The organism is Deinococcus sp. AJ005, from assembly GCF_009017495.1.
Classification (GTDB): Bacteria; Deinococcota; Deinococci; order Deinococcales; family Deinococcaceae; genus Deinococcus.
Map to the genome: position 1 here is coordinate 267,668 of NZ_CP044989.1, position 16,966 is coordinate 284,633.

Below are 16,966 nucleotides of genomic sequence, written 5' to 3' on the forward strand. Positions count from 1 at the left end.
TATACCTCTGGTGAAGAGACGAGAATCTGGCCCCGATGTGGGGCGTGAAAAGGCACGCCTCAATCCCGCAGCGGGCGGCCTAGCCGGGCGCACCACCACGCCCGCAGCGCGTGGCGATGGCGTTCGCCCCGGCGCGGGTTTCGTGATGTGGGCCATCGGTTGACATGATCTGGAGTATAGAGCGGCGGCTCAGTCGCGCCCGGCCCACAGTCCTGCGCCGATCAGCCCGGCGTCCGCGCCCAGTTCCGCGTGAACGACTTCGGGCTGGTAGCGTGGCGGAAATTGCCCCAGACTTCCGCGTACCCGGTCCAGATACCCGGCCCGCAGGCCCACGCTGCCGCCCAGCGCCACACGCGTGACGCCCAGCAATGCAGCGATGTCAGCAATTTTCCAGGCGATCAGGGCGGCGGAGCGGCGGTAAATCAAGTCTGCCTGGGTGTCCCCAGCCTCAGCGGCGTCGGCCAGTGCGCGGGCGTCGGTCAGTCCCAGAGCCAGCGCCTGATCGCCCAGGGCCGTCCCGCTCGTCTCGAATTCCAACGGTCCCAGTTCCCCCAGCGGCGACACTTCCACCCCCTGTTTCCACACCGCAGGCACGCTGACGAAGCCCAGTTCAGCGTCCAGTCCATTGCCCGCCAAATGCAGCCGCCCGCCCAGCACCAGTCCCGCGCCTACGCCCGTGCTGACAGTGATGAACATGAATTCGCCCGTGCCCCGGCCAGCCCCCACCTCATACTCACCCCACGCGGCGGCGCGGGCGTCGTTCAGGGCGGCGCAGGGCAGATTCAGCCCAGCCCCGATCAGCCCCTCAAGTGGAATGTCGGCCCAGCCGGGGAAGGTATGCACGGCAGTCGCGGTCACGCGCCCGGCAGCCACCGCGCCCGCGCAGGCCACGCCGATGGCGGCAGCTTCCGGGGCAAGCGGGGCGGCCAGTTCCAGCGCCGCTGCGATCACAGCGTCTGGCGTGCTGGGCTTGGGCGTGCGCACCTCGGCGCGGCGGGTGATCTGCCCGGCTTCTATCAGCGCGGCCCGCATGGAGGTGCCGCCGATATCGAGGGCCAGCAGGGGTGCGGGAGTGGACATATATGAATTACAGCACGGCGAGGCGCAGACCTTTCGATGTGGACCTCAGCGGCCCAGAGTTCGGCGGGCCAGAGTTCAGAGAGTCAGGGCCAGACTGGGCACGCGCGGCGGGGCGCAACTGCCGCGCACGATCAGGCGGCCCGGAAAGACCGCGTGCTGGGGCGTGGTTGTGCTGCTCGCGTCAAATCCGCCCTCCAGGGCACGCAACACCGCGCGGGCTGCGGCCTCGGCCATCGCCTCGACGGGCTGCTCGATCACGGTGATGGGCGGGTCCACCAGCGCAGTCCAGGGGTAGTTATCGAAGGTCAGCAGCGACAGGTCACCCGGCAGGCTCAGGCCGCGCTCACGGATGGCCCGGAATGCGCCGATGGCCTGGGTGCCAGTCAGGGCGATCAGGGCGGTCGGCGGCGTGGGCAGCGCCAGCAGCTCGTGGGTCAGGTCGTAGGCGGTGTCCTCGGTCAGCAGGACCACACGCCCGTATTCGGGCGGCACATTCAGGCCCCGGTCCCGCATGGCCTGCGGAAAGGTGCGCGAGCGGTCTTCCGGGTGAACCTCGGGATCATAGGTGCCCAGCGCGGCAATCCGGGTGTGGCCCAGCCCGTGCAGGTAGGCCACCGCCTCCCGCATGCAGCCAGCGTGGTCCAGCACCACGCTGGGAAAGTCCGAGCCATCCGGCGCGTAATCGAATTCCAGGATGAACAGCCCCCGGCCACGCAGGCGCTCCAGGTACTCGCGGCTTTCCTCGCCGTAGCCGGGGCGCAGCATGATGGCCGCCACCCGCTGACCGTACAGCCGGCGCAGTTCAGGCAGTTCCAGGTGGGCGCTGTACTCGTTCTCGCTGACGATCAGGGTGTAATCGGCGGCCTTGAGGTGACGGGCGGCGGCGCGGGCAAACTGCGCGAAGAACGGCTCGACGATGCTGGCCACCACCAGCCCCACCGTGCGGCTCTGGCCGCCGCGCAGGCTGCCCGCGCGCACGTCGGGTTCGTAGTGCAGTTCCTCAATGGCTGCCTGCACCCGCGCCAGCGTTTCGGCGGTGAGCTTGTCGGGGTCGCGTAGGGCACGTTTGGCCGTTGTGGGCGACACTCCGGCCAGCCGCGCGACATCCTGAATCGTTGACACGCCCGATATTGTAAGCGGTCCAGGCCCAGGACATGTCCCTTTACGACTGCCTGCCGTATCACGGGGTGGTCTCCTGTCCACCGCTGTACAAGCCGATTGCTCTCCTGTCATCTGCCTCTAAAGGTTACAGTCTGGAGCGAGTCCAGAATTGAGGCATTTGACGTATGGAAAAATCTGTGGTTAAGTAATGGACACGAGACCATTCATCATCTGACCGGGGACCGCTCCGGCCTGCCCCGAACGCGCCGTCATGGACCGCTATGATCTGCCGTTCACTTGTTCGCCGCAACAGTTTTTGCGGTGATGTGGAGGAATACCCATGAAACGACTGTTGATGCTCAGCCTCGCCCTGACCGCCACCGCGCAAGCCGCCACCACCATTACTATCGCCACCGTGAACAACCCGGACATGGTCACCATGCAGAAGCTGTCGGGCGAGTTCACCAAGAAGTACCCCGATATCACCACCAAATGGGTGGTTCTGCCCGAGAACGAACTGCGCCAGAAGGTCACCCTGGATGTGGCGAGCGGTGCGGGCAGCTTCGACGTCGCCACGGTGGGGGCCTACGAAGTGCCGATCTGGGCCAAGAACGGCTGGCTCGATCCCCTGACCCCTATGTTTGCCAAGAACGCCGACATCGCCAAGAACTATAACCTCGACGACGTGATTCCAGGGGTCCGCGCAGCCCTCACGGTCAACAAGAACCTGTACGCGGTTCCGTTCTACGCCGAGAGCAGCATGACGTACTACAACAAAGACCTGTTCAAGGCCGCCGGACTCACAATGCCGCAGAACCCCACCTGGAGTCAGATTCAGGGCTTCGCCGCCAAGGTTCACAATCCCAGCAAGGGCGTCTACGGCATCTGCCTGCGCGGGCTGCCGGGCTGGGGCGAGAACATGGCCGTGTTCAGCACCGTCATGAACACCTTCGGCGGACGCTGGTACGACAACGACTGGAAGGCGCAACTTGACTCCCCAGCCTGGAAGAACGCCATGACGTTCTACGTCGACACCATCAAGAAGTACGGTCCTCCCGGCGCAACCGGCAACGGCTTCACCGAGAACCTGACCCTGATGAGCCAGGGCAAGTGCGGCATGTGGGTGGACGCCACCGTGGCCGCCGGACTGCTGAGCGATCCCAGCGCTTCCAAGGTCACCAAGTCGATTGGCTTTGCCAACGCGCCCACCGGTCCCGGCACCCCCAAGGGCAACCACTGGTACTGGAGCTGGAACCTGGCCATCCCCAAGAGCACCAAGAAGGAAGACGCCGCCTTCAAGTTCATCACCTGGGCCACCAGCCAGGAGTACATCGCCCTGGTCGCCAAGGAGAAGGGCACCTGGGCCGCCGTGCCCCCCGGCACCCGCACCAGCACCTACAGCAACCCCAACTACAAGAAGGCCGCTGGAGCCTTCAGCGGACTGGTTCAGAGCGCCATCAACAGCGCCGATGTCAACAACGCCACCAAGGACCCCGTTCCCTATGCGGGCATCCAGTACGTCGCGATCCCGCAGTTCCAGGCGCTGGGCACCCAGGTCGGTCAGTTCCTGGCCGGGGCGATCAGCGGCCAGACCACCGTGGATCAGGCGCTGAAGCAGGCGCAGGACGCCGCCAACAAGGTTGCCAAGGAAGGCGGCTACCAGAAATAAATCCCGGCGCTTCTGATTCAGGTTGAGGAGGAGGCTGGGCCATGTTGCCCGGCTCCTCCTTAGCTTTTGCGAGAACGACCCACCCGACGCGTTCTGTCTGTTGCCACTGTTCTGTCTGTTGCCACAAGGGGGACCCCATGACCACCGCCGTCCGTCCAACCACCACCACGGCCAGTCCGCCTGCCCCCAAACGCGGCTTCAAGCTGACCCCCGCCGCGCTGATCTGGCCCGCCATGCTGTACCTGATCCTGACCACCCAGGTGCCGTTTTTCATGACGATTTACTACTCGTTTTTCAACTACAACCTGGTCATTCCCGACAACCGGCCCTTTATCGGCTTCGGCAACTACGCCACGCTGCTGACCAACCCGCAGAACCTGCAAGTCGTGCTGAACACCGTCATTCTGGCGGGCGGTACGTTGATCCTGACCCTGTTCATCGGCGGCGCGATGGCCATGCTCCTCAACCGCAACTTTCCGGGGCGCGGGCTGCTGCGCACGCTGATGATCAGCTCGTTTCTGGTCATGCCCATCGTCACGGCGGTGGTCTGGAAGAACATGCTGCTCAACCCGGTGTTCGGCTTCTTCTCGTGGGTGGTGGCCTCGCTGGGCGGACAGCCGGTGGACTGGCTGGCGCAGTTTCCGATGGCCAGCGTGATCGCCATGATCACCTGGGAATGGACCCCCTTTGCCATGCTGATCCTGCTGACCGGCCTGCAAAGCCTGCCCGACGATCAGCTGGAAGCTGCCCGCCTGGACGGGGCCAGCCCTTTGCAGGAATTCCAGCACATCGTGATGCCGCACTGGACCCAGGCCATTCAGGTGGTGGTGCTGATGGAGACCATCGCGCTGCTCCAGGTCTACGGCGAGATTTACGGCTCGACTTCCGGGGGGCCGGGACTGGCCACCACAAATTTGCCGTACTTCATCTATCAGAAAGCCTTTGCCGAGTACAACATCGGTCTGGCCAGCGCGGCAGGCGTGATCACCGTGATCCTCACCAACATCCTGGCGGTCTACCTGCTGCGGATGATCAACCGCACCAACCAGACCAACAAGGGAGGATGAGATGACGACCATACCCAGCAACTCCATGCCAGTCAAACGCGACAAGAACCGGATCAAGGTCCGCAACACCGTGCTGACCGTTATCACTTACCTGATTGCCATCGCCTTCCTGTTTCCGCTGGTGTGGATGTTCCTGGCCGCCTTCAAGACCGAGGCGGAGGCCTTTGCCAGCCCGCCCGTCTTTGCCTTCACCCCGATCCTGGAGAACTTCAAGGCGGCGCTGCCCAGTTACTTTCCGGCGCTGAAGAACAGCCTGATCGCGGCCATCGGCAGCACGCTGCTGGCCTTTGTGCTGGGGCTGCCCGCCGCCTTTGCGCTGGCGGTGTATCCCACCACCCGCGCGCAGGGCACACTGACCTGGATGCTGTCCACCAAGATGATGCCCGCCGTGGGCGTGATCGTGCCCCTGTTCCTGCTGTTCCGCAACCTGCACCTGCTGGACACCCTGCCGGGATTGATCCTGATGTACACCACCATGAACCTGCCGCTGGTGGTCTGGATGATGCACAGCTACATGACCGAGATTCCGTTCGCCATCTACGAGGCTGCCAAGGTGGACGGCGCGTCGGTGGCACAGGAATTCTTCGGGATCGCGCTGCCGCTGTCCACGCCAGGGATGGCCGCTACTGCGCTGCTGGCGGTGATCTTCGCGTGGAACGAGGTCTTCTTTGCGGTGAACCTGACCAGTTCGGACGCCGCGCCGCTGAGCGTATTCATCAGTTCATTCAAGACCAGTATGGGCCTGTTCTGGGCGCAGATGAGCGCCGCCGCCGCGCTGACCGTGCTGCCGGTACTGATCTTCGGCTGGGTGGCCCAGCGCCAACTGGTGCGCGGCCTGAGCTTCGGTGCAGTGAAGTAAGCCTGCCACACGCCCCTTCCCCGATGGAGAATTGAGATGATGCCCCCACGTCCCAATCCACAACTGGCCCTACCCGAAACCGCTCAGACCTCCCTGCAAGATTTGACAGCGCGGGTACGGGCCATGATCGTTCCCGGCGAGCGGCGCATTCTGGGCATCGTGGGCGCACCGGGGGCGGGCAAATCCACCCTCTGCACGGCGCTGGCTGAAGCTTTGGGAGATGCGGCGGCGCTGGTGGGCATGGACGGCTTTCATCTGGCGAATGCAGAACTGGAGCGGCTGGGCCGACGGGACCGCAAGGGCGCACCCGACACCTTCGACGCAGGCGGCTACGCGGCGCTGCTTGAACGGCTGCGCGCCGAGAAAGACCAGACGGTGTATGCCCCCACCTTTGACCGCCACCTCGAAGAATCCATCGGCAGCGCTGTTGCTGTTCCTGCAGGCACGCCCCTGATTCTGACCGAGGGCAACTACCTGTTGCTTGAAGGTGGGCAGTGGGGCCGGGTCAGACCTGCGCTGGATGCAGTCTGGTTTCTGGACCTGCCCGAAACCGTGCGCCTCTCGCGTCTGGTTGCGCGTCACGTCGCTTTCGGCAAAGCTTCTGACGAGGCAGCAAGGTGGGTGGATTCGGTAGACGGGCCGAACGCCGCCCTCATTCACTCCACCCGTGACCGCGCCGATCTGATCGTGCAACTCGTCGAATGAAATCAATTCTCTTCCCCGGTCTCGAACCCCTCTTGGAGCGTCATCCATGACCCAGCTCAACCTGAACAATCTCGATCAGCTCGACCCCAGCGTGGCTGTTCCTGAGTACGATCCGCGCACCCTCCGCACTGGCATCGTGCATTTCGGCGTCGGCGGCTTCCACCGCTCGCACGAGGCGATGTATCTGGACCGGGTTTTGAATGCAGGGGATCATGCCGACTGGGGCATCTGCGGCGTGGGTGTGCTGCCCGGAGACACGAAGATGCGCGAGGTGCTGGAGGCGCAAGATCACCTGTACACCCTGGTGACCAAATCACCAGCAGGCGACGTGGACACGCGGGTGATTGGCTCGGTCCATGACTTTTTGTTTGCCCCCGACGATCCCGAAAAGGTGATCGAGAAACTGGCCGATCCCGCCACCCGCATCGTCTCGCTGACTGTCACTGAGGGCGGTTACAGCCTGAACAACGCGACGGGCGAGTTCGATCCCACGGGTGCGGACATCGCCCATGATCTGCAAGCAGGCGCAGTGCCCAGAACGGTGTTCGGTCTGATCACCGAGGGCCTGCGCCGCCGCCACGAACGCGGAATCCCGCCCTTCACCGTGATGTCCTGCGACAACATCCAGGGCAACGGCCACGTGACCCAGAAGGTCCTGAGTGCCTTCGCGCGCCTCAAGAACCCCGATCTGGGCGATTGGATTGCCCGCGAAGTTGCCTTTCCCAATTCGATGGTGGACCGCATCACCCCCATGACCACGGACCGGGACCGCAAGGAACTGTCCGCACAGTCGGGCATCGAGGACGGCTGGCCGGTGGTGGGAGAGAGCTTTACCCAGTGGGTTCTGGAAGACCATTTCACGCTGGGACGACCCCCGCTGGAAACGGTGGGCGTGCAGGTGGTTCGTGACGTGGAACCCTATGAGCTGATGAAACTGCGGCTGCTGAACGCCGCGCATCAGGCGATGGGCTATCTGGGCCTGCTGGCCGGATACACCTACGCCCACGAGGTTTGCCGCCAGCCCGCTTTTGTAGAGTTCCTGCTGGGCTACATGGCCCGCGAGGGTGCGCCGACACTCAAGCCCGTGCCCGGCATGGACCTGAATGCCTACCAGCATCAGTTGATCGAGCGTTTTGCCAGCACGGCCATTCAGGACACGCTGGCCCGCCTGATCTTCGACGGCTCCGAGCGCATTCCCAAATTCCTGCTGCCAGTGGTGCGCGATCAACTGGCGGGGGAGGCAAAGATCAGCCACGCTGCGCTGGTGGTGGCGTCGTGGGCGGCGTATCTGGAGGCGGTGGACGCGGACGGTCCCGTGCCGCCACTCCAGGATCAGCGCGGGCCAGCGCTGCTTGAGGCCGTGCGCCGCGAGGCCACGCAGCCCGGCGCGTTCCTGCAACTCAGGGAACTGTTCGGCGATCTGGGAGATGATGCGCGCTTCAAAGCGGCCTATCTGGCAGCCCGCAAAAGTCTGCGCCAGCTTGGCCCTGTCGGCGCAATTGAGGCGCTACTGCAAGCGTCCCGCCCGGACGATACGTCGCCGTCCCCTGCTGGACACCGTTCTTGACCGGCACGCTTTCCGCTCCCCTCTCCTCTATCCAATCCAAACCGAGGCACATCTATGACTTCCATTGACCATCCCCCCATCAGTCCCGAAACGCAGACTTCCCGCACCAGCGTGCTGCACGGCATCCGCGATCTGAAATGGGAAACGCGCGAGGTGCCCGCCCCCGGCCCGCGCGAGGTGCGCGTGCGCGTGAGGCGCATCGGCGTGTGCGGCAGCGACGTGCATTACTACACACACGGGCGTATCGGCCCCTTCGTGGTGGAGGCCCCGCTGGTGCTGGGCCACGAGGTCATGGGCGTAGTAGAGGCGCTGGGCGAGGACGTGACGGGTTTACGGGTGGGGGACCGGGTGGCGCTGGAGCCGGGCTACCCGTGCCGCCGCTGCGCGTACTGCAAGCGCGGCGAGTACAACCTTTGCCCGCATATGACTTTCATGGCCACGCCCCCGGTCAATGGCGCGCTGGGCGAGTATGTGACCTGGCCCGACGACTTCGCCTTCAAGCTGCCCGACAGCATCAGTGACGACGCGGGTGCGCTTCTGGAACCGCTGGCGGTGGGCATCTGGGCCGCCCGCAAAGGCAGCGTGGGGCCAGGGGACAGCGTGGCGGTGTTCGGTGCGGGTCCGATTGGCTGCACCACCATTCAGGCGGCCAAAGCGGCGGGAGCCACCACCATCATTGCCGTCGATCTGGAGGACTTCCGGCTTGGTCTGGCGCGCAAGGTGGGGGCCACGCACACCATCAACGCCCGCAATGAGGACGTGCTGGCCGTGATCCGCGAGCTGACGAAAGGCGATTTACCCCTGTCTCATGCGGGGGTGGACGTGTCCTTCGAGACGGCGGGCAGCCTGCCCACCACGCGCATGACACTGGCCGCGCCGCGCCCCGGTGGCCGGGCGGTGCTGGTGGGTCTGCCGCCGGACCCCGAGGTCAGCCTGGATATCGTCTCGGCGGCCAGCCGCGAGGTCACGCTGCGTGGAGTGTTCCGCTACGCCAACTGCTACCCGGCGGCCATCGCGCTGGTGGCCAGCGGCGCAATCGATCTGGACGCACTGGTCACGCACCGGTACACCTTCGATCAGACGCCTGAAGCCTTCGAGTTCGCAGACCACGAGAAAAAGGCCAGCATGAAAGTAATGATTGACGTGAGCTGAGCGTCCGTTTCCGTGGGGGAGGTGGGGCCGTTCAGCGTGGCCGCGCCTCCCCTCAATATTTCATGAACAAAATTTTCTAACCATGAAAATATGCTGTGCTGGACGTTCATTTCTGGAATAAAATAGAGGCCGACTAAAGACAATCCGAGCGGGAGGAAGAGTGTCCTCTCTGCGGGCTGTACCAGTCATGGGCACTGTCGCGGTATCTGATTAGCGCCGAACGGCCATCAGCACGGCTACGGGATCTTCGTTCCGCAGGCGGGCCGTTTCTACCAAGCTCTTGATGCGGGTATAGGTGATAGCCCCCAAGCAGATTTTTGCTTCACTGAGAGACTTTCCTCGCCATCATTACGCTCCGCAGGGCACGCTCTGCGGCGTTGTCGGTGGGTGGAATGTCAGGGTCAATCAGGAAATACAACAGACGACCTCGACGGTGCTGCTCTAGCAGGCCCAGTCGCAATCGCTCATTGATCTTGGTTTTTAGCGGGGAACGGTCAAGCAGATGATCCAGGCGCAGAGTAAGTCTCTCACCTCAGTAGCTGACAACTTCAGTTTGCGGCTGTCCCAGTGTGGGAAAAGGGCGTATCAAGACGCGGAGAATCTCGCCGATTCTTTCGGGAATCCACCGCAGCACGTGGCGTAGTTCTTCCGAGCCGTAGCGCACCAGGCTCATGGCCTTGCGGCCATGGGCCAGCACCCGGATCGGTTTCGCCTCATGCCGCCAGACCCCCACCCGCAGGCAGGCCAACCACGCCAGGGTCACCAGACTGAACAGTCGCTCCAACCGTGTGGGGTCCGTGACTCCGGTCCGCTCCAAATCGAAGCCACGCGACTTTTGCGAGCCAAACGTGGACTCAATGGTCCAGCGAAGCTTGTACAGTTGCCACGTTTCCCATACGTGAAAGTCCGTCGCGATGATCACCAGGTCACCCACGGGTGACCTGGTGGCCATCACCCGCATGGGTTCCCCAAAAACTTCAGTCCGCTCGGCAATCATCCGAAACTGACCGGGTTGCAGCTCCCGGAACCACTCGTCCGCTGATAATTCGTCCAGCACGCTGTCCTTCCGAATCCGAATGGCCCGGCGAATCCCTTTCCGGCGGAGAAAGCGGAACCACTCGGCCCCGATGAACTCCCGGTCCGCCACCAGGCCCTTCCAGCGTCGCGCTGGAAGGGCCTCCAGCAGTCGTAACACCAGCCACATGCGTGCCCGGGTGTCGCTGTTGCCTGTGTGCTCCAGGGCCACCCACACGAGCGGAATGGTAAAGCCGTGGACCACCGCACCCAGGACCAACAGGTTGAGCGGCGAATCCCCGTGTTCCCAGGTCGTGCGGTCCACGCTCATCAGGATCTTGCCCGGGGGAAGGTGGACCAAGAGCAGGGCCAGGAAGACCTGAGCCGTGAGTTGCTCATCGTGGACGGCGCGTTCCACGCGCCGCTTCTTGGCTTCAGGAGAACTGGTGCCGGGCAAATGAGGAGCCAGATCGCGGTGGTTGACGCTCTGGGCCATGATCATGGCCAGGACAACGTCGACGGCACGCTGATGCGTGTCGATGCGCAGCGAAGGCACGCAGGCTTTGAAATGGGCGGTGAGTTCGGTAGCCTGGGAGGCGGCGGGTTTTGGTGGCTTCACACCTCAAAACACCGCCATTTCTCGTTGCTGTCCAGGGACAGACCGGAAGGTGAACTTCCCGCCGTCTGGGACGACTAAAAAATGAAGTTGTCAGCTACCGAGGTCTCTCACCCTGCCGGGCGTACTCCTGCAGATTGACCAGACCCGCGTAGTAAGTGGAGTGAACCCATAACTCAGGACCAGTGGTCAAGCACTTCTAGGCAGAATGATAGCGGGCGGCGAACTCGATAGGCGGGACGTAGCCCAGACTCGAATGCAGACGTTCTTGGTTGTACAGCACTCCGATGAATCGGTCCAGATGTTGCCGCGCATCGTCTAGATCAACGTAGTCCTGCAGATTAACCTCCTCCATCTTCAAGGTTTTGTAGAAGCTCTCCATTCGGGCGTTGTCATAGGGATTGCCCTTCCTGGACATGCTCGGAATCATCCTCATGGATCGCAAGCGGTCCACATACATCCGACTCGCGTATTGGACACCCTGGTCCGAATGGTGGACCAGCCCCACTGCTGGACGACGCGCTTTCAGCGCGTTATCAAGAGCCGCTAAAGGCAAGGCGGCGTCCATGAACCTCGACAAAGACCATCCCACCATTTCACGGGTAAAGCTGTCCAGCACGCACGCCAGATACACGAAGCCCTGCTTCACGCGAATGTACGTGAGATCGGCCTGCCAGACCTGATCAGGTCTGGTCGGAATGACGTGTGGCAGCAGATTGGCAAACCTTGACTGATTGTGGGTGGAATCTGTCGTGGCCTGATAGCGCCGCTTGGTCCTGCACAGCAGCCGGCGTTCCCGCATGACCCGCAAGACGCGTTTGTGATTTGCTGGACGCCCCCTTCGAGCGAGTTTATGGGTCACCCGGCGGTAGCCATACCCCGTCCACTTCAGCACCACCGCCTCAATGTCTTCGGCCAACTGTCGATCAGGATCGACAGCCTCTCGGCCCAGTTGATGAACGAACCAGGATCGACTGACCCGGTGCAGTTCACACAGGCGACGCACCGACACCGTGGGATGCGAGACACGCGCATCCGTAATCATCTGGTGCCGCTTTTCGAGCGGTACGTCGCCAAGGACTTTTTCAAGATCGTATTTTCCAGGGAGAGTTGACCGCAGTAACGTTCCAGTTCGGCAATCCGCAGTTCTGCACTGCGGTCCGTTGTCGCTGGGTCGGTGAACGCAGCTTCGCCGCGTGCTTCGATTTCCTTACGCCAACGGTGGATCAGGCTGGGGGCCAGTGAATGTTCCCGGCACAGTTGAGCGGTGGTGGATAGGCCAGCATTGATCTGGCCCACCACCTCAAGTTTGAAATCGCAACTGTGGTTGCGTCCTGGCGTCTGGGCTCCTTCGCGGTGCGATCAGCGTAGCCGCTGACCGGGGCGAAGTGACTTGGCCTGTGGTCCTGTCCAAGGGGTTCATTCCAAAGCCGAATGCAAGCGAATCCCATTCCCGAAGAGCTGGGCCAGTCGCTACGGATAGCGTTCCCCGTGTCCTGGCTGCGCGTGTTGTTCCTCAGCCACCCCATCGGCGTTAGCCGCTTAACCTCAACTACGCAATAGCGGGGCAGCCCCACTATGGCTTGTATTCAGTACGGAGCAGGTCAACCAACGGAACGCCCACCGCTCCAGCCAGAGCATCCATTACATCCAACCCGACATTCCGGCCCCCACGCTCAATCTGGGAGATGTAGGACCAATCCATTTTAATCGCGTAAGCGACATCGAAAGTTGACAGCCCCTTGGCCTTGCGTGTGGCCCGCAAATTCTCTCCGAACACTTTACGCAGCGGACTGGCTGAACGGTTGGTCTTTGGCACACGCCAGCCTGAAGACCATTAGGGAGTCTTGTACAGTTGAACAAGTCAATGGTCATCTTATACCAGCCTGAGTTCAAATGTTTGAGAACGAAAGATTCGCACACGCTTTGATTGGGAATCATGCCTATTTGTCGCCCTGTAGACGCTGGTTCATCGCTGAGCCATCATCCTCGCCCCTTGGAGGCCTTCATGAAATCCGTTCACCTCTTCTATCCCCGTGCTGGTACTGATACTGAGGTTCCCCCCTCCGTCGGTCCAGTCCAATTGCACTTGAATCGTACCTCAGCCCGCCTGATACAGGCGGGCGAACGTCTGAGGTGAGAGATTGTCCAGGGAGCTGTGCGGACGAACCTGGTTGTAGTCCTGATGCCAGGCCGACACGATTAGGCGAGCCTGGGGCAGCGTCTGAAACCAGTGGAGATTCAGGCACTCGTCCCGGACACGGCCGTTGAAACTCTCGATGTAGGCGTTCTCCACGGGCTTCCCTGGATGGTTGAAGTGCTGGATGATTCCGTGCTCATGGCTCCACTGATCCAGCGCTTTACTGATGAATTCCGGGCCATTGTCCGTCACGATCATGGCTGGTTGAGCGCGCTCAACCAGCACTGCGGAGAGGAGTCGGGCCACATCCGCGCCCGTGATCGAGGTCCCGACATGCATGATCAAACATTCCCGCGTGAAGTCATCAACCACGTTCAGCACGCGAAACCGTTGACCTGAGGCCAGTTGGTCCGACATGAAATCCATGCTCCAGCGTTGATTCGGCGCGGACACTGGCGGTTTGTTGCCCCGTTCTCCTGCCACCAATTTCTTGCGCGTCTTGCGCCGAACGGCCAGTCCTTCCGCACGGTAAATCCGGTACACCCGTTTGTGATTGACCTTCAATCCTTCGCGTTTTAGCAAGACGTGGAGCCGCCGATATCCAAAACGAGGCCGTTCCAGCGCCAGGAAACGCAACCGAGCTTTCAAGACCTGGTCTTTTTCCTCTCCAGGGCTGTTGTGTCGTTGTGTCGACCGCCAGAAGCCCAACTGGCGACACGCCCGCCGTTCGGTGACCCCGAAGCGCAGCCGTACAAATCCCACCATTTCCCGCTTCAACGGCGTCTGGGACTGTGGCGTCGCGCCCGGGTCTACCACTTTTTTGCCACCACCTCTTTCAGCACTTGGTTGTCCAGCGACAGATCTGCCACCAGTTTCTTGAGGCGGCGATTTTCTTCCTCCAGCAGACGAAACCGTCTGGTTTCGTTCTTCGTCATCCCGCCATACTTTGCCTTCCAGCGGTGGATGGTGCTGACCGCGATGCCGTGAAGTCGCGTCATCTCGGCTAGGGACTGGCCTGCGTCGACCTGTTCGAGAATGCTCAGAATCTGCTGCTCGGTGTACCGTTTTCCTTTCATCGCGCCTCCGGGTTGCCCATCTTGTCGCAATCGGAGTGGACCGAGAAACAGGGGTCACGTCAACTGCATGTCGATCTCTCGGCTGACGATCCTCGCGTCTCAACCTTCAATCCATGGTTCAAAGGACCCAGTGACTTGATTCAGCCATAAGGAGAAGACCCATGACGAAAGACACCACCTGGACGAACACCATCACCGCCATCACGCTCTTCGCCGAAAGTCTCGAGGAGACGAAGGCGTTCTACAGCCGGGTGTTTGAACTTCCGATCTTTTTTGAAGGCGATACGTCTGTCGTCTTCAAATTCGGTTCCACCATGAACACGGGACGGGCTATTCCAGCCTGGGGCAATTGCGCTCACTCCCCGTGGACGTTCTCAAGATCGACCGGGTCTTTATCCAGAACAGTCAGACGGACGGGGCCTTTGTCGAGGCGATGGTGGCTCTGGGGCATAGCCTGGATCTGACAGTGGTGGCCGAGGGGATTGAGGACGCGTGTACGGTGGCCCGGCTCCGTCAGCTGGGCTGTGATCTGGGGCAGGGCTTCTACTTTGCGCGGCCCCAGCCCGCAGATGAGGCGGTGGCGGCCATGGTTCAGGCTCAGGGGAGCCTGCTGTTCGCACAGCAAGATGGTTTGAAGTGACACTGAAGGGGGACAGCGCGGGGGTCTCCGTGATTCGGAAGATCCCTGGCCCAACTGGGATCAGCAATTCAGTCCAAATCATCTGTCTTTGCCTTGCTGATCAGTGGCTTTACCCCAAGGGCCTGCCCCAGGGACAACTCTCGTTATTTCTGGGGCCTGACTCCCGGTAAACGAGGTGACTAAGAAGGTGTTGAACTGGGCTGGCGGCAGACTTTTGCCCTGCTCGCCTTCCTGTCCCTCCCTCTGGCGGGTCTACCTAAAACTGACGACGGAGGGGTGAAAAGTAGAACACCGCGTCCACCTTTATTCCTGGGCAGGTAGCCCGGGTTGTTTCGCTGGCGATTGAAGACCAGACAACAAAGCCATACCCACGCCCATGACCAGCATGGTGAGTACCCCGTAAGGTGGATAAATATGGCTGCTCAGAAAAGAGATGGCGCTGAGCGTCAAGAGCACTGCGCCAGGCCACAGACGCAGACCATGTCGGACCATCAGCAGGCCGCAGGTCAGCAGGCTGGCCCCCAGAAAAGCCCACACCCCCACGGCCGCCAGCGCGTTGCCCTCCGCAAAGAGCAGCCGAATGGCCGAAGCGTCCTGACCCTGCAACGTCAGGCGGCCCGTCCCCACGCCTGCCAGCACGTCCAGCGCCCCGTAATACACGATGTACACGAAAGCCAGCACACGGGCCACCCAGGCCAGCACACCGGACAGGGTGTGCCCAGAGTCGCCCGACAGCAACCACCACAGGTTGACGCCAAGCAAGGGAAACACGGGCATCAGTGACAGGTGCATGGCCGTCCAGTGCGTGGCCGTGTCTGCGCGAAGGTGGTGTGGATGCATCAGCCCCAGACCAGCCAGAACCAGTGGGGCCAACAGCAGCCCAGCCACCGTCCATCTGCGCTGGGGCGTGAAAAGGGGGAACGAAGTCGGCATGGAGCAAGGGTCCCCGTAAACTGAGGTGAGATGCAACGGACTGCCTCACCTGCCGAAGTCGTGACCCTCTCTGACGTTCGCGCCGCCCAGGTGCTGTTGGACCGGGAGGCCCGCACCTGGTTCAGACCCTTCTTTGGACGCCCGTCTACCGTGGCAGATGCTGCCCGCGCTCTGGGGAGGCCCGCCAACTCGGTGTTGTACCGGGTACGGGCGTGGCAACGTCTGGGTTTACTGACTGTGGCGCATGAAGACCGCCGACGTGGGCGAGTCATCCGTCACTACCGTTCGGCTGCGGATCACTTCTTCATTCCACAGGTCCTGACGCCCGCCCGTGACCTGACCGAGTTGCTGCGAATGATCAACGCGCCGTATCTGGAACTGTCGTATGCCAGCCAGGTTGCTGTTGCCCAGCGGCTTTCCCCGGAGTGGGGCGTGCAATTTGCCCACTGGGGTGAAGTGGTGGGAGCCACCGGGCCAGGCCAGATCTGGCAGGCAGATGCGGCGTCCCAACAAGTGCTGCTGGATCACTTCTGCTTTCCCCAACTTGACCACAAGGACGCGCTGCGTTTTCAGACCGAGTTGCTGACCCTCTTGGGCCGTTACGGTCAGGGCACGGGCAACACCACGTACATCTGTCATCTGTCGCTGGTGGCCCTGACGAAATGAATGGGGTCAGTGATGCAGGCTGTCCCATTCACTTTCGGTCAGTGGGATTACCGGAGAGCGCTATCGAGAGAGGCGGCACTCTCCTGCATGCCTCTGGTTTTGGACGCTGTTGTTCTCCGGCCCAAAGCTAAGGTCTGTCCTTTGCCGCTGTGGCGCTGCATTTTCAGCCGGGTGGCCTCGGCTACCGCCTTGAAGTCGATCAGCCCCGCTTCGATGTTCTCCACGGTCAACTCAGGCTGCTCCATTTCGGCAGCACCTTGAGGTAATGCAGGAACCTCTGGAATCGCGGTAGGACGTAGCATTTCTCATTGTACCCCGTTTAGGGCTTGATGCCAATCCCGGAAAGTGGTTCTGGGACGGCAACAAGACGAATCCATTTGCTCCTCAATCTGAACAAGCCATGTTTTCTGCTCGGCGTTGAATGATTTTCCGCCCTCAAGGTGCAGCACATCGAAAAAACAGCTTCTGGCCACTGAACCCTATAGGTTCAGCAAAATGGCAGTGTTGCCTCCCAATGCACGCAAAACGCTCTCCCAGACAGCCTGGAGGCTCGCTCGCTCAAGCCCTAGACGGCGTATTGTGCGCTCCATGCTGGGAATTCGCCAGCAGAATCCGGGCGTTTTCGCACGATTCCGAATTTTGGCATCAGAAGTCTCTCACGCGATTTGGACAAAATTTCGG

Annotated in this window: 19 protein-coding genes; 9 read left to right on the forward strand and 10 right to left on the reverse strand. The window is 61.8% G+C overall.

Annotated features, from left to right (window positions below; genetic code table 11):
- Positions 1-10: 10 nt before the first annotated feature.
- Positions 11-163, forward strand: a complete 153-nt coding sequence (locus DAAJ005_RS18830) for a hypothetical protein (protein ID WP_192930695.1) — start codon at positions 11-13, stop codon at positions 161-163.
- Positions 164-189: 26 nt separating this feature from the next.
- On the opposite strand, the gene DAAJ005_RS01555 is transcribed toward DAAJ005_RS18830, so the two are convergent.
- Together DAAJ005_RS01555 and DAAJ005_RS01560 are read right to left on the reverse strand one after the other, a co-directional pair.
- Positions 190-1,080: an ROK family protein gene (locus DAAJ005_RS01555; protein ID WP_151845563.1), complete on the reverse strand. Its 891-nt coding sequence runs from the start codon at positions 1,078-1,080 to the stop codon at positions 190-192.
- A 75-nt stretch (positions 1,081-1,155) separates the two neighbouring features.
- Entirely contained in the window at positions 1,156-2,202 is a 1,047-nt protein-coding gene (locus tag DAAJ005_RS01560; protein ID WP_226342334.1) for a LacI family DNA-binding transcriptional regulator, read from the reverse strand.
- Between the two features lie 319 nt (positions 2,203-2,521).
- Between DAAJ005_RS01560 and DAAJ005_RS01565 the strand changes: the two genes are divergently transcribed.
- The 6 genes from DAAJ005_RS01565 to DAAJ005_RS01590 all read left to right on the forward strand — a co-directional run bounded on the left by DAAJ005_RS01565 (position 2,522) and on the right by DAAJ005_RS01590 (position 9,200).
- A complete protein-coding gene (locus DAAJ005_RS01565; protein ID WP_151845565.1) occupies positions 2,522-3,850 on the forward strand; it encodes a sugar ABC transporter substrate-binding protein in 1,329 nt (442 codons plus the stop codon).
- A 137-nt stretch (positions 3,851-3,987) separates the two neighbouring features.
- Positions 3,988-4,917 (forward strand): carbohydrate ABC transporter permease, encoded by a 930-nt coding sequence (locus DAAJ005_RS01570; RefSeq protein WP_151845566.1) that lies wholly within the window; start codon positions 3,988-3,990, stop codon positions 4,915-4,917.
- 1 nt (position 4,918) lies between these two features.
- On the forward strand, positions 4,919-5,776 hold the full coding sequence (locus tag DAAJ005_RS01575; protein WP_151845567.1) for a carbohydrate ABC transporter permease: 858 nt from the start codon (positions 4,919-4,921) through the stop codon (positions 5,774-5,776).
- Positions 5,777-5,815: 39 nt separating this feature from the next.
- A complete protein-coding gene (locus tag DAAJ005_RS01580; protein WP_151845672.1) occupies positions 5,816-6,481 on the forward strand; it encodes a nucleoside/nucleotide kinase family protein in 666 nt (221 codons plus the stop codon).
- Between the two features lie 46 nt (positions 6,482-6,527).
- Entirely contained in the window at positions 6,528-8,048 is a 1,521-nt protein-coding gene (locus DAAJ005_RS01585; RefSeq protein ID WP_151845568.1) for a mannitol dehydrogenase family protein, read from the forward strand.
- A gap of 54 nt (positions 8,049-8,102) precedes the next feature.
- Positions 8,103-9,200 carry an NAD(P)-dependent alcohol dehydrogenase gene (locus tag DAAJ005_RS01590; RefSeq protein WP_151845569.1) on the forward strand — a complete coding sequence of 366 codons (1,098 nt, stop codon included), beginning with the start codon at positions 8,103-8,105 and terminating at the stop codon, positions 9,198-9,200.
- A gap of 322 nt (positions 9,201-9,522) precedes the next feature.
- Here DAAJ005_RS01590 and DAAJ005_RS19055 read toward each other — a convergent pair whose 3' ends face one another.
- The 6 genes from DAAJ005_RS19055 to DAAJ005_RS01620 form a co-directional block, all read right to left on the reverse strand.
- On the reverse strand, positions 9,523-9,660 hold the full coding sequence (locus tag DAAJ005_RS19055; RefSeq protein WP_255447935.1) for a transposase: 138 nt from the start codon (positions 9,658-9,660) through the stop codon (positions 9,523-9,525).
- 72 nt (positions 9,661-9,732) lie between these two features.
- On the reverse strand, positions 9,733-10,716 hold the full coding sequence (locus DAAJ005_RS01600; RefSeq protein ID WP_151845673.1) for an IS4 family transposase: 984 nt from the start codon (positions 10,714-10,716) through the stop codon (positions 9,733-9,735).
- 313 nt (positions 10,717-11,029) lie between these two features.
- Positions 11,030-11,875 (reverse strand): IS3 family transposase, encoded by an 846-nt coding sequence (locus DAAJ005_RS01605; protein ID WP_151845570.1) that lies wholly within the window; start codon positions 11,873-11,875, stop codon positions 11,030-11,032.
- Positions 11,872-12,129, reverse strand: a complete 258-nt coding sequence (locus tag DAAJ005_RS01610; RefSeq protein ID WP_192930696.1) for a transposase — start codon at positions 12,127-12,129, stop codon at positions 11,872-11,874. The genes DAAJ005_RS01605 and DAAJ005_RS01610 overlap by 4 nt, the downstream gene beginning before the upstream one ends.
- A gap of 277 nt (positions 12,130-12,406) precedes the next feature.
- Entirely contained in the window at positions 12,407-12,649 is a 243-nt protein-coding gene (locus tag DAAJ005_RS01615; RefSeq protein ID WP_151845572.1) for a helix-turn-helix domain-containing protein, read from the reverse strand.
- A 282-nt stretch (positions 12,650-12,931) separates the two neighbouring features.
- Positions 12,932-14,046 (reverse strand): IS3 family transposase gene (locus tag DAAJ005_RS01620; RefSeq protein ID WP_151845573.1). Its coding sequence is split into 2 segments (ribosomal slippage): positions 12,932-13,797 and positions 13,797-14,046, totalling 1,116 coding nucleotides; the frame shifts between segments, so codons are not numbered across the junction.
- Between the two features lie 349 nt (positions 14,047-14,395).
- Here DAAJ005_RS01620 and DAAJ005_RS01625 point away from each other — a divergent pair.
- On the forward strand, positions 14,396-14,686 hold the full coding sequence (locus DAAJ005_RS01625; RefSeq protein WP_255447936.1) for an EAL domain-containing protein: 291 nt from the start codon (positions 14,396-14,398) through the stop codon (positions 14,684-14,686).
- A gap of 303 nt (positions 14,687-14,989) precedes the next feature.
- On the opposite strand, the gene DAAJ005_RS01630 is transcribed toward DAAJ005_RS01625, so the two are convergent.
- Positions 14,990-15,619 (reverse strand): hypothetical protein, encoded by a 630-nt coding sequence (locus tag DAAJ005_RS01630; protein ID WP_151845575.1) that lies wholly within the window; start codon positions 15,617-15,619, stop codon positions 14,990-14,992.
- Between the two features lie 30 nt (positions 15,620-15,649).
- Between DAAJ005_RS01630 and DAAJ005_RS01635 the strand changes: the two genes are divergently transcribed.
- Positions 15,650-16,285, forward strand: coding sequence for a hypothetical protein (locus DAAJ005_RS01635; RefSeq protein ID WP_151845576.1), 636 nt, complete (start codon positions 15,650-15,652; stop codon positions 16,283-16,285).
- A 47-nt stretch (positions 16,286-16,332) separates the two neighbouring features.
- On the opposite strand, the gene DAAJ005_RS01640 is transcribed toward DAAJ005_RS01635, so the two are convergent.
- Positions 16,333-16,587, reverse strand: coding sequence for a hypothetical protein (locus DAAJ005_RS01640; protein WP_151845577.1), 255 nt, complete (start codon positions 16,585-16,587; stop codon positions 16,333-16,335).
- Positions 16,588-16,966 lie beyond the last annotated feature (379 nt).

Coding starts and splice junctions, on each gene's coding strand:
- DAAJ005_RS01555 (WP_151845563.1), bottom strand. CDS start 1,080: ATGTCCACTCCCGCACCCCTGCTGGCCCTCGATATCGGCGGCACCTCC.
- DAAJ005_RS01565 (WP_151845565.1), top strand. CDS start 2,522: ATGAAACGACTGTTGATGCTCAGCCTCGCCCTGACCGCCACCGCGCAA.
- DAAJ005_RS01570 (WP_151845566.1), top strand. CDS start 3,988: ATGACCACCGCCGTCCGTCCAACCACCACCACGGCCAGTCCGCCTGCC.
- DAAJ005_RS01575 (WP_151845567.1), top strand. CDS start 4,919: ATGACGACCATACCCAGCAACTCCATGCCAGTCAAACGCGACAAGAAC.
- DAAJ005_RS01580 (WP_151845672.1), top strand. CDS start 5,816: ATGCCCCCACGTCCCAATCCACAACTGGCCCTACCCGAAACCGCTCAG.
- DAAJ005_RS01585 (WP_151845568.1), top strand. CDS start 6,528: ATGACCCAGCTCAACCTGAACAATCTCGATCAGCTCGACCCCAGCGTG.
- DAAJ005_RS01590 (WP_151845569.1), top strand. CDS start 8,103: ATGACTTCCATTGACCATCCCCCCATCAGTCCCGAAACGCAGACTTCC.
- DAAJ005_RS01600 (WP_151845673.1), bottom strand. CDS start 10,716: ATGATCATGGCCCAGAGCGTCAACCACCGCGATCTGGCTCCTCATTTG.
- DAAJ005_RS01605 (WP_151845570.1), bottom strand. CDS start 11,875: ATGATTACGGATGCGCGTGTCTCGCATCCCACGGTGTCGGTGCGTCGC.
- DAAJ005_RS01630 (WP_151845575.1), bottom strand. CDS start 15,619: ATGCCGACTTCGTTCCCCCTTTTCACGCCCCAGCGCAGATGGACGGTG.
- DAAJ005_RS01635 (WP_151845576.1), top strand. CDS start 15,650: ATGCAACGGACTGCCTCACCTGCCGAAGTCGTGACCCTCTCTGACGTT.
- DAAJ005_RS01640 (WP_151845577.1), bottom strand. CDS start 16,587: ATGCTACGTCCTACCGCGATTCCAGAGGTTCCTGCATTACCTCAAGGT.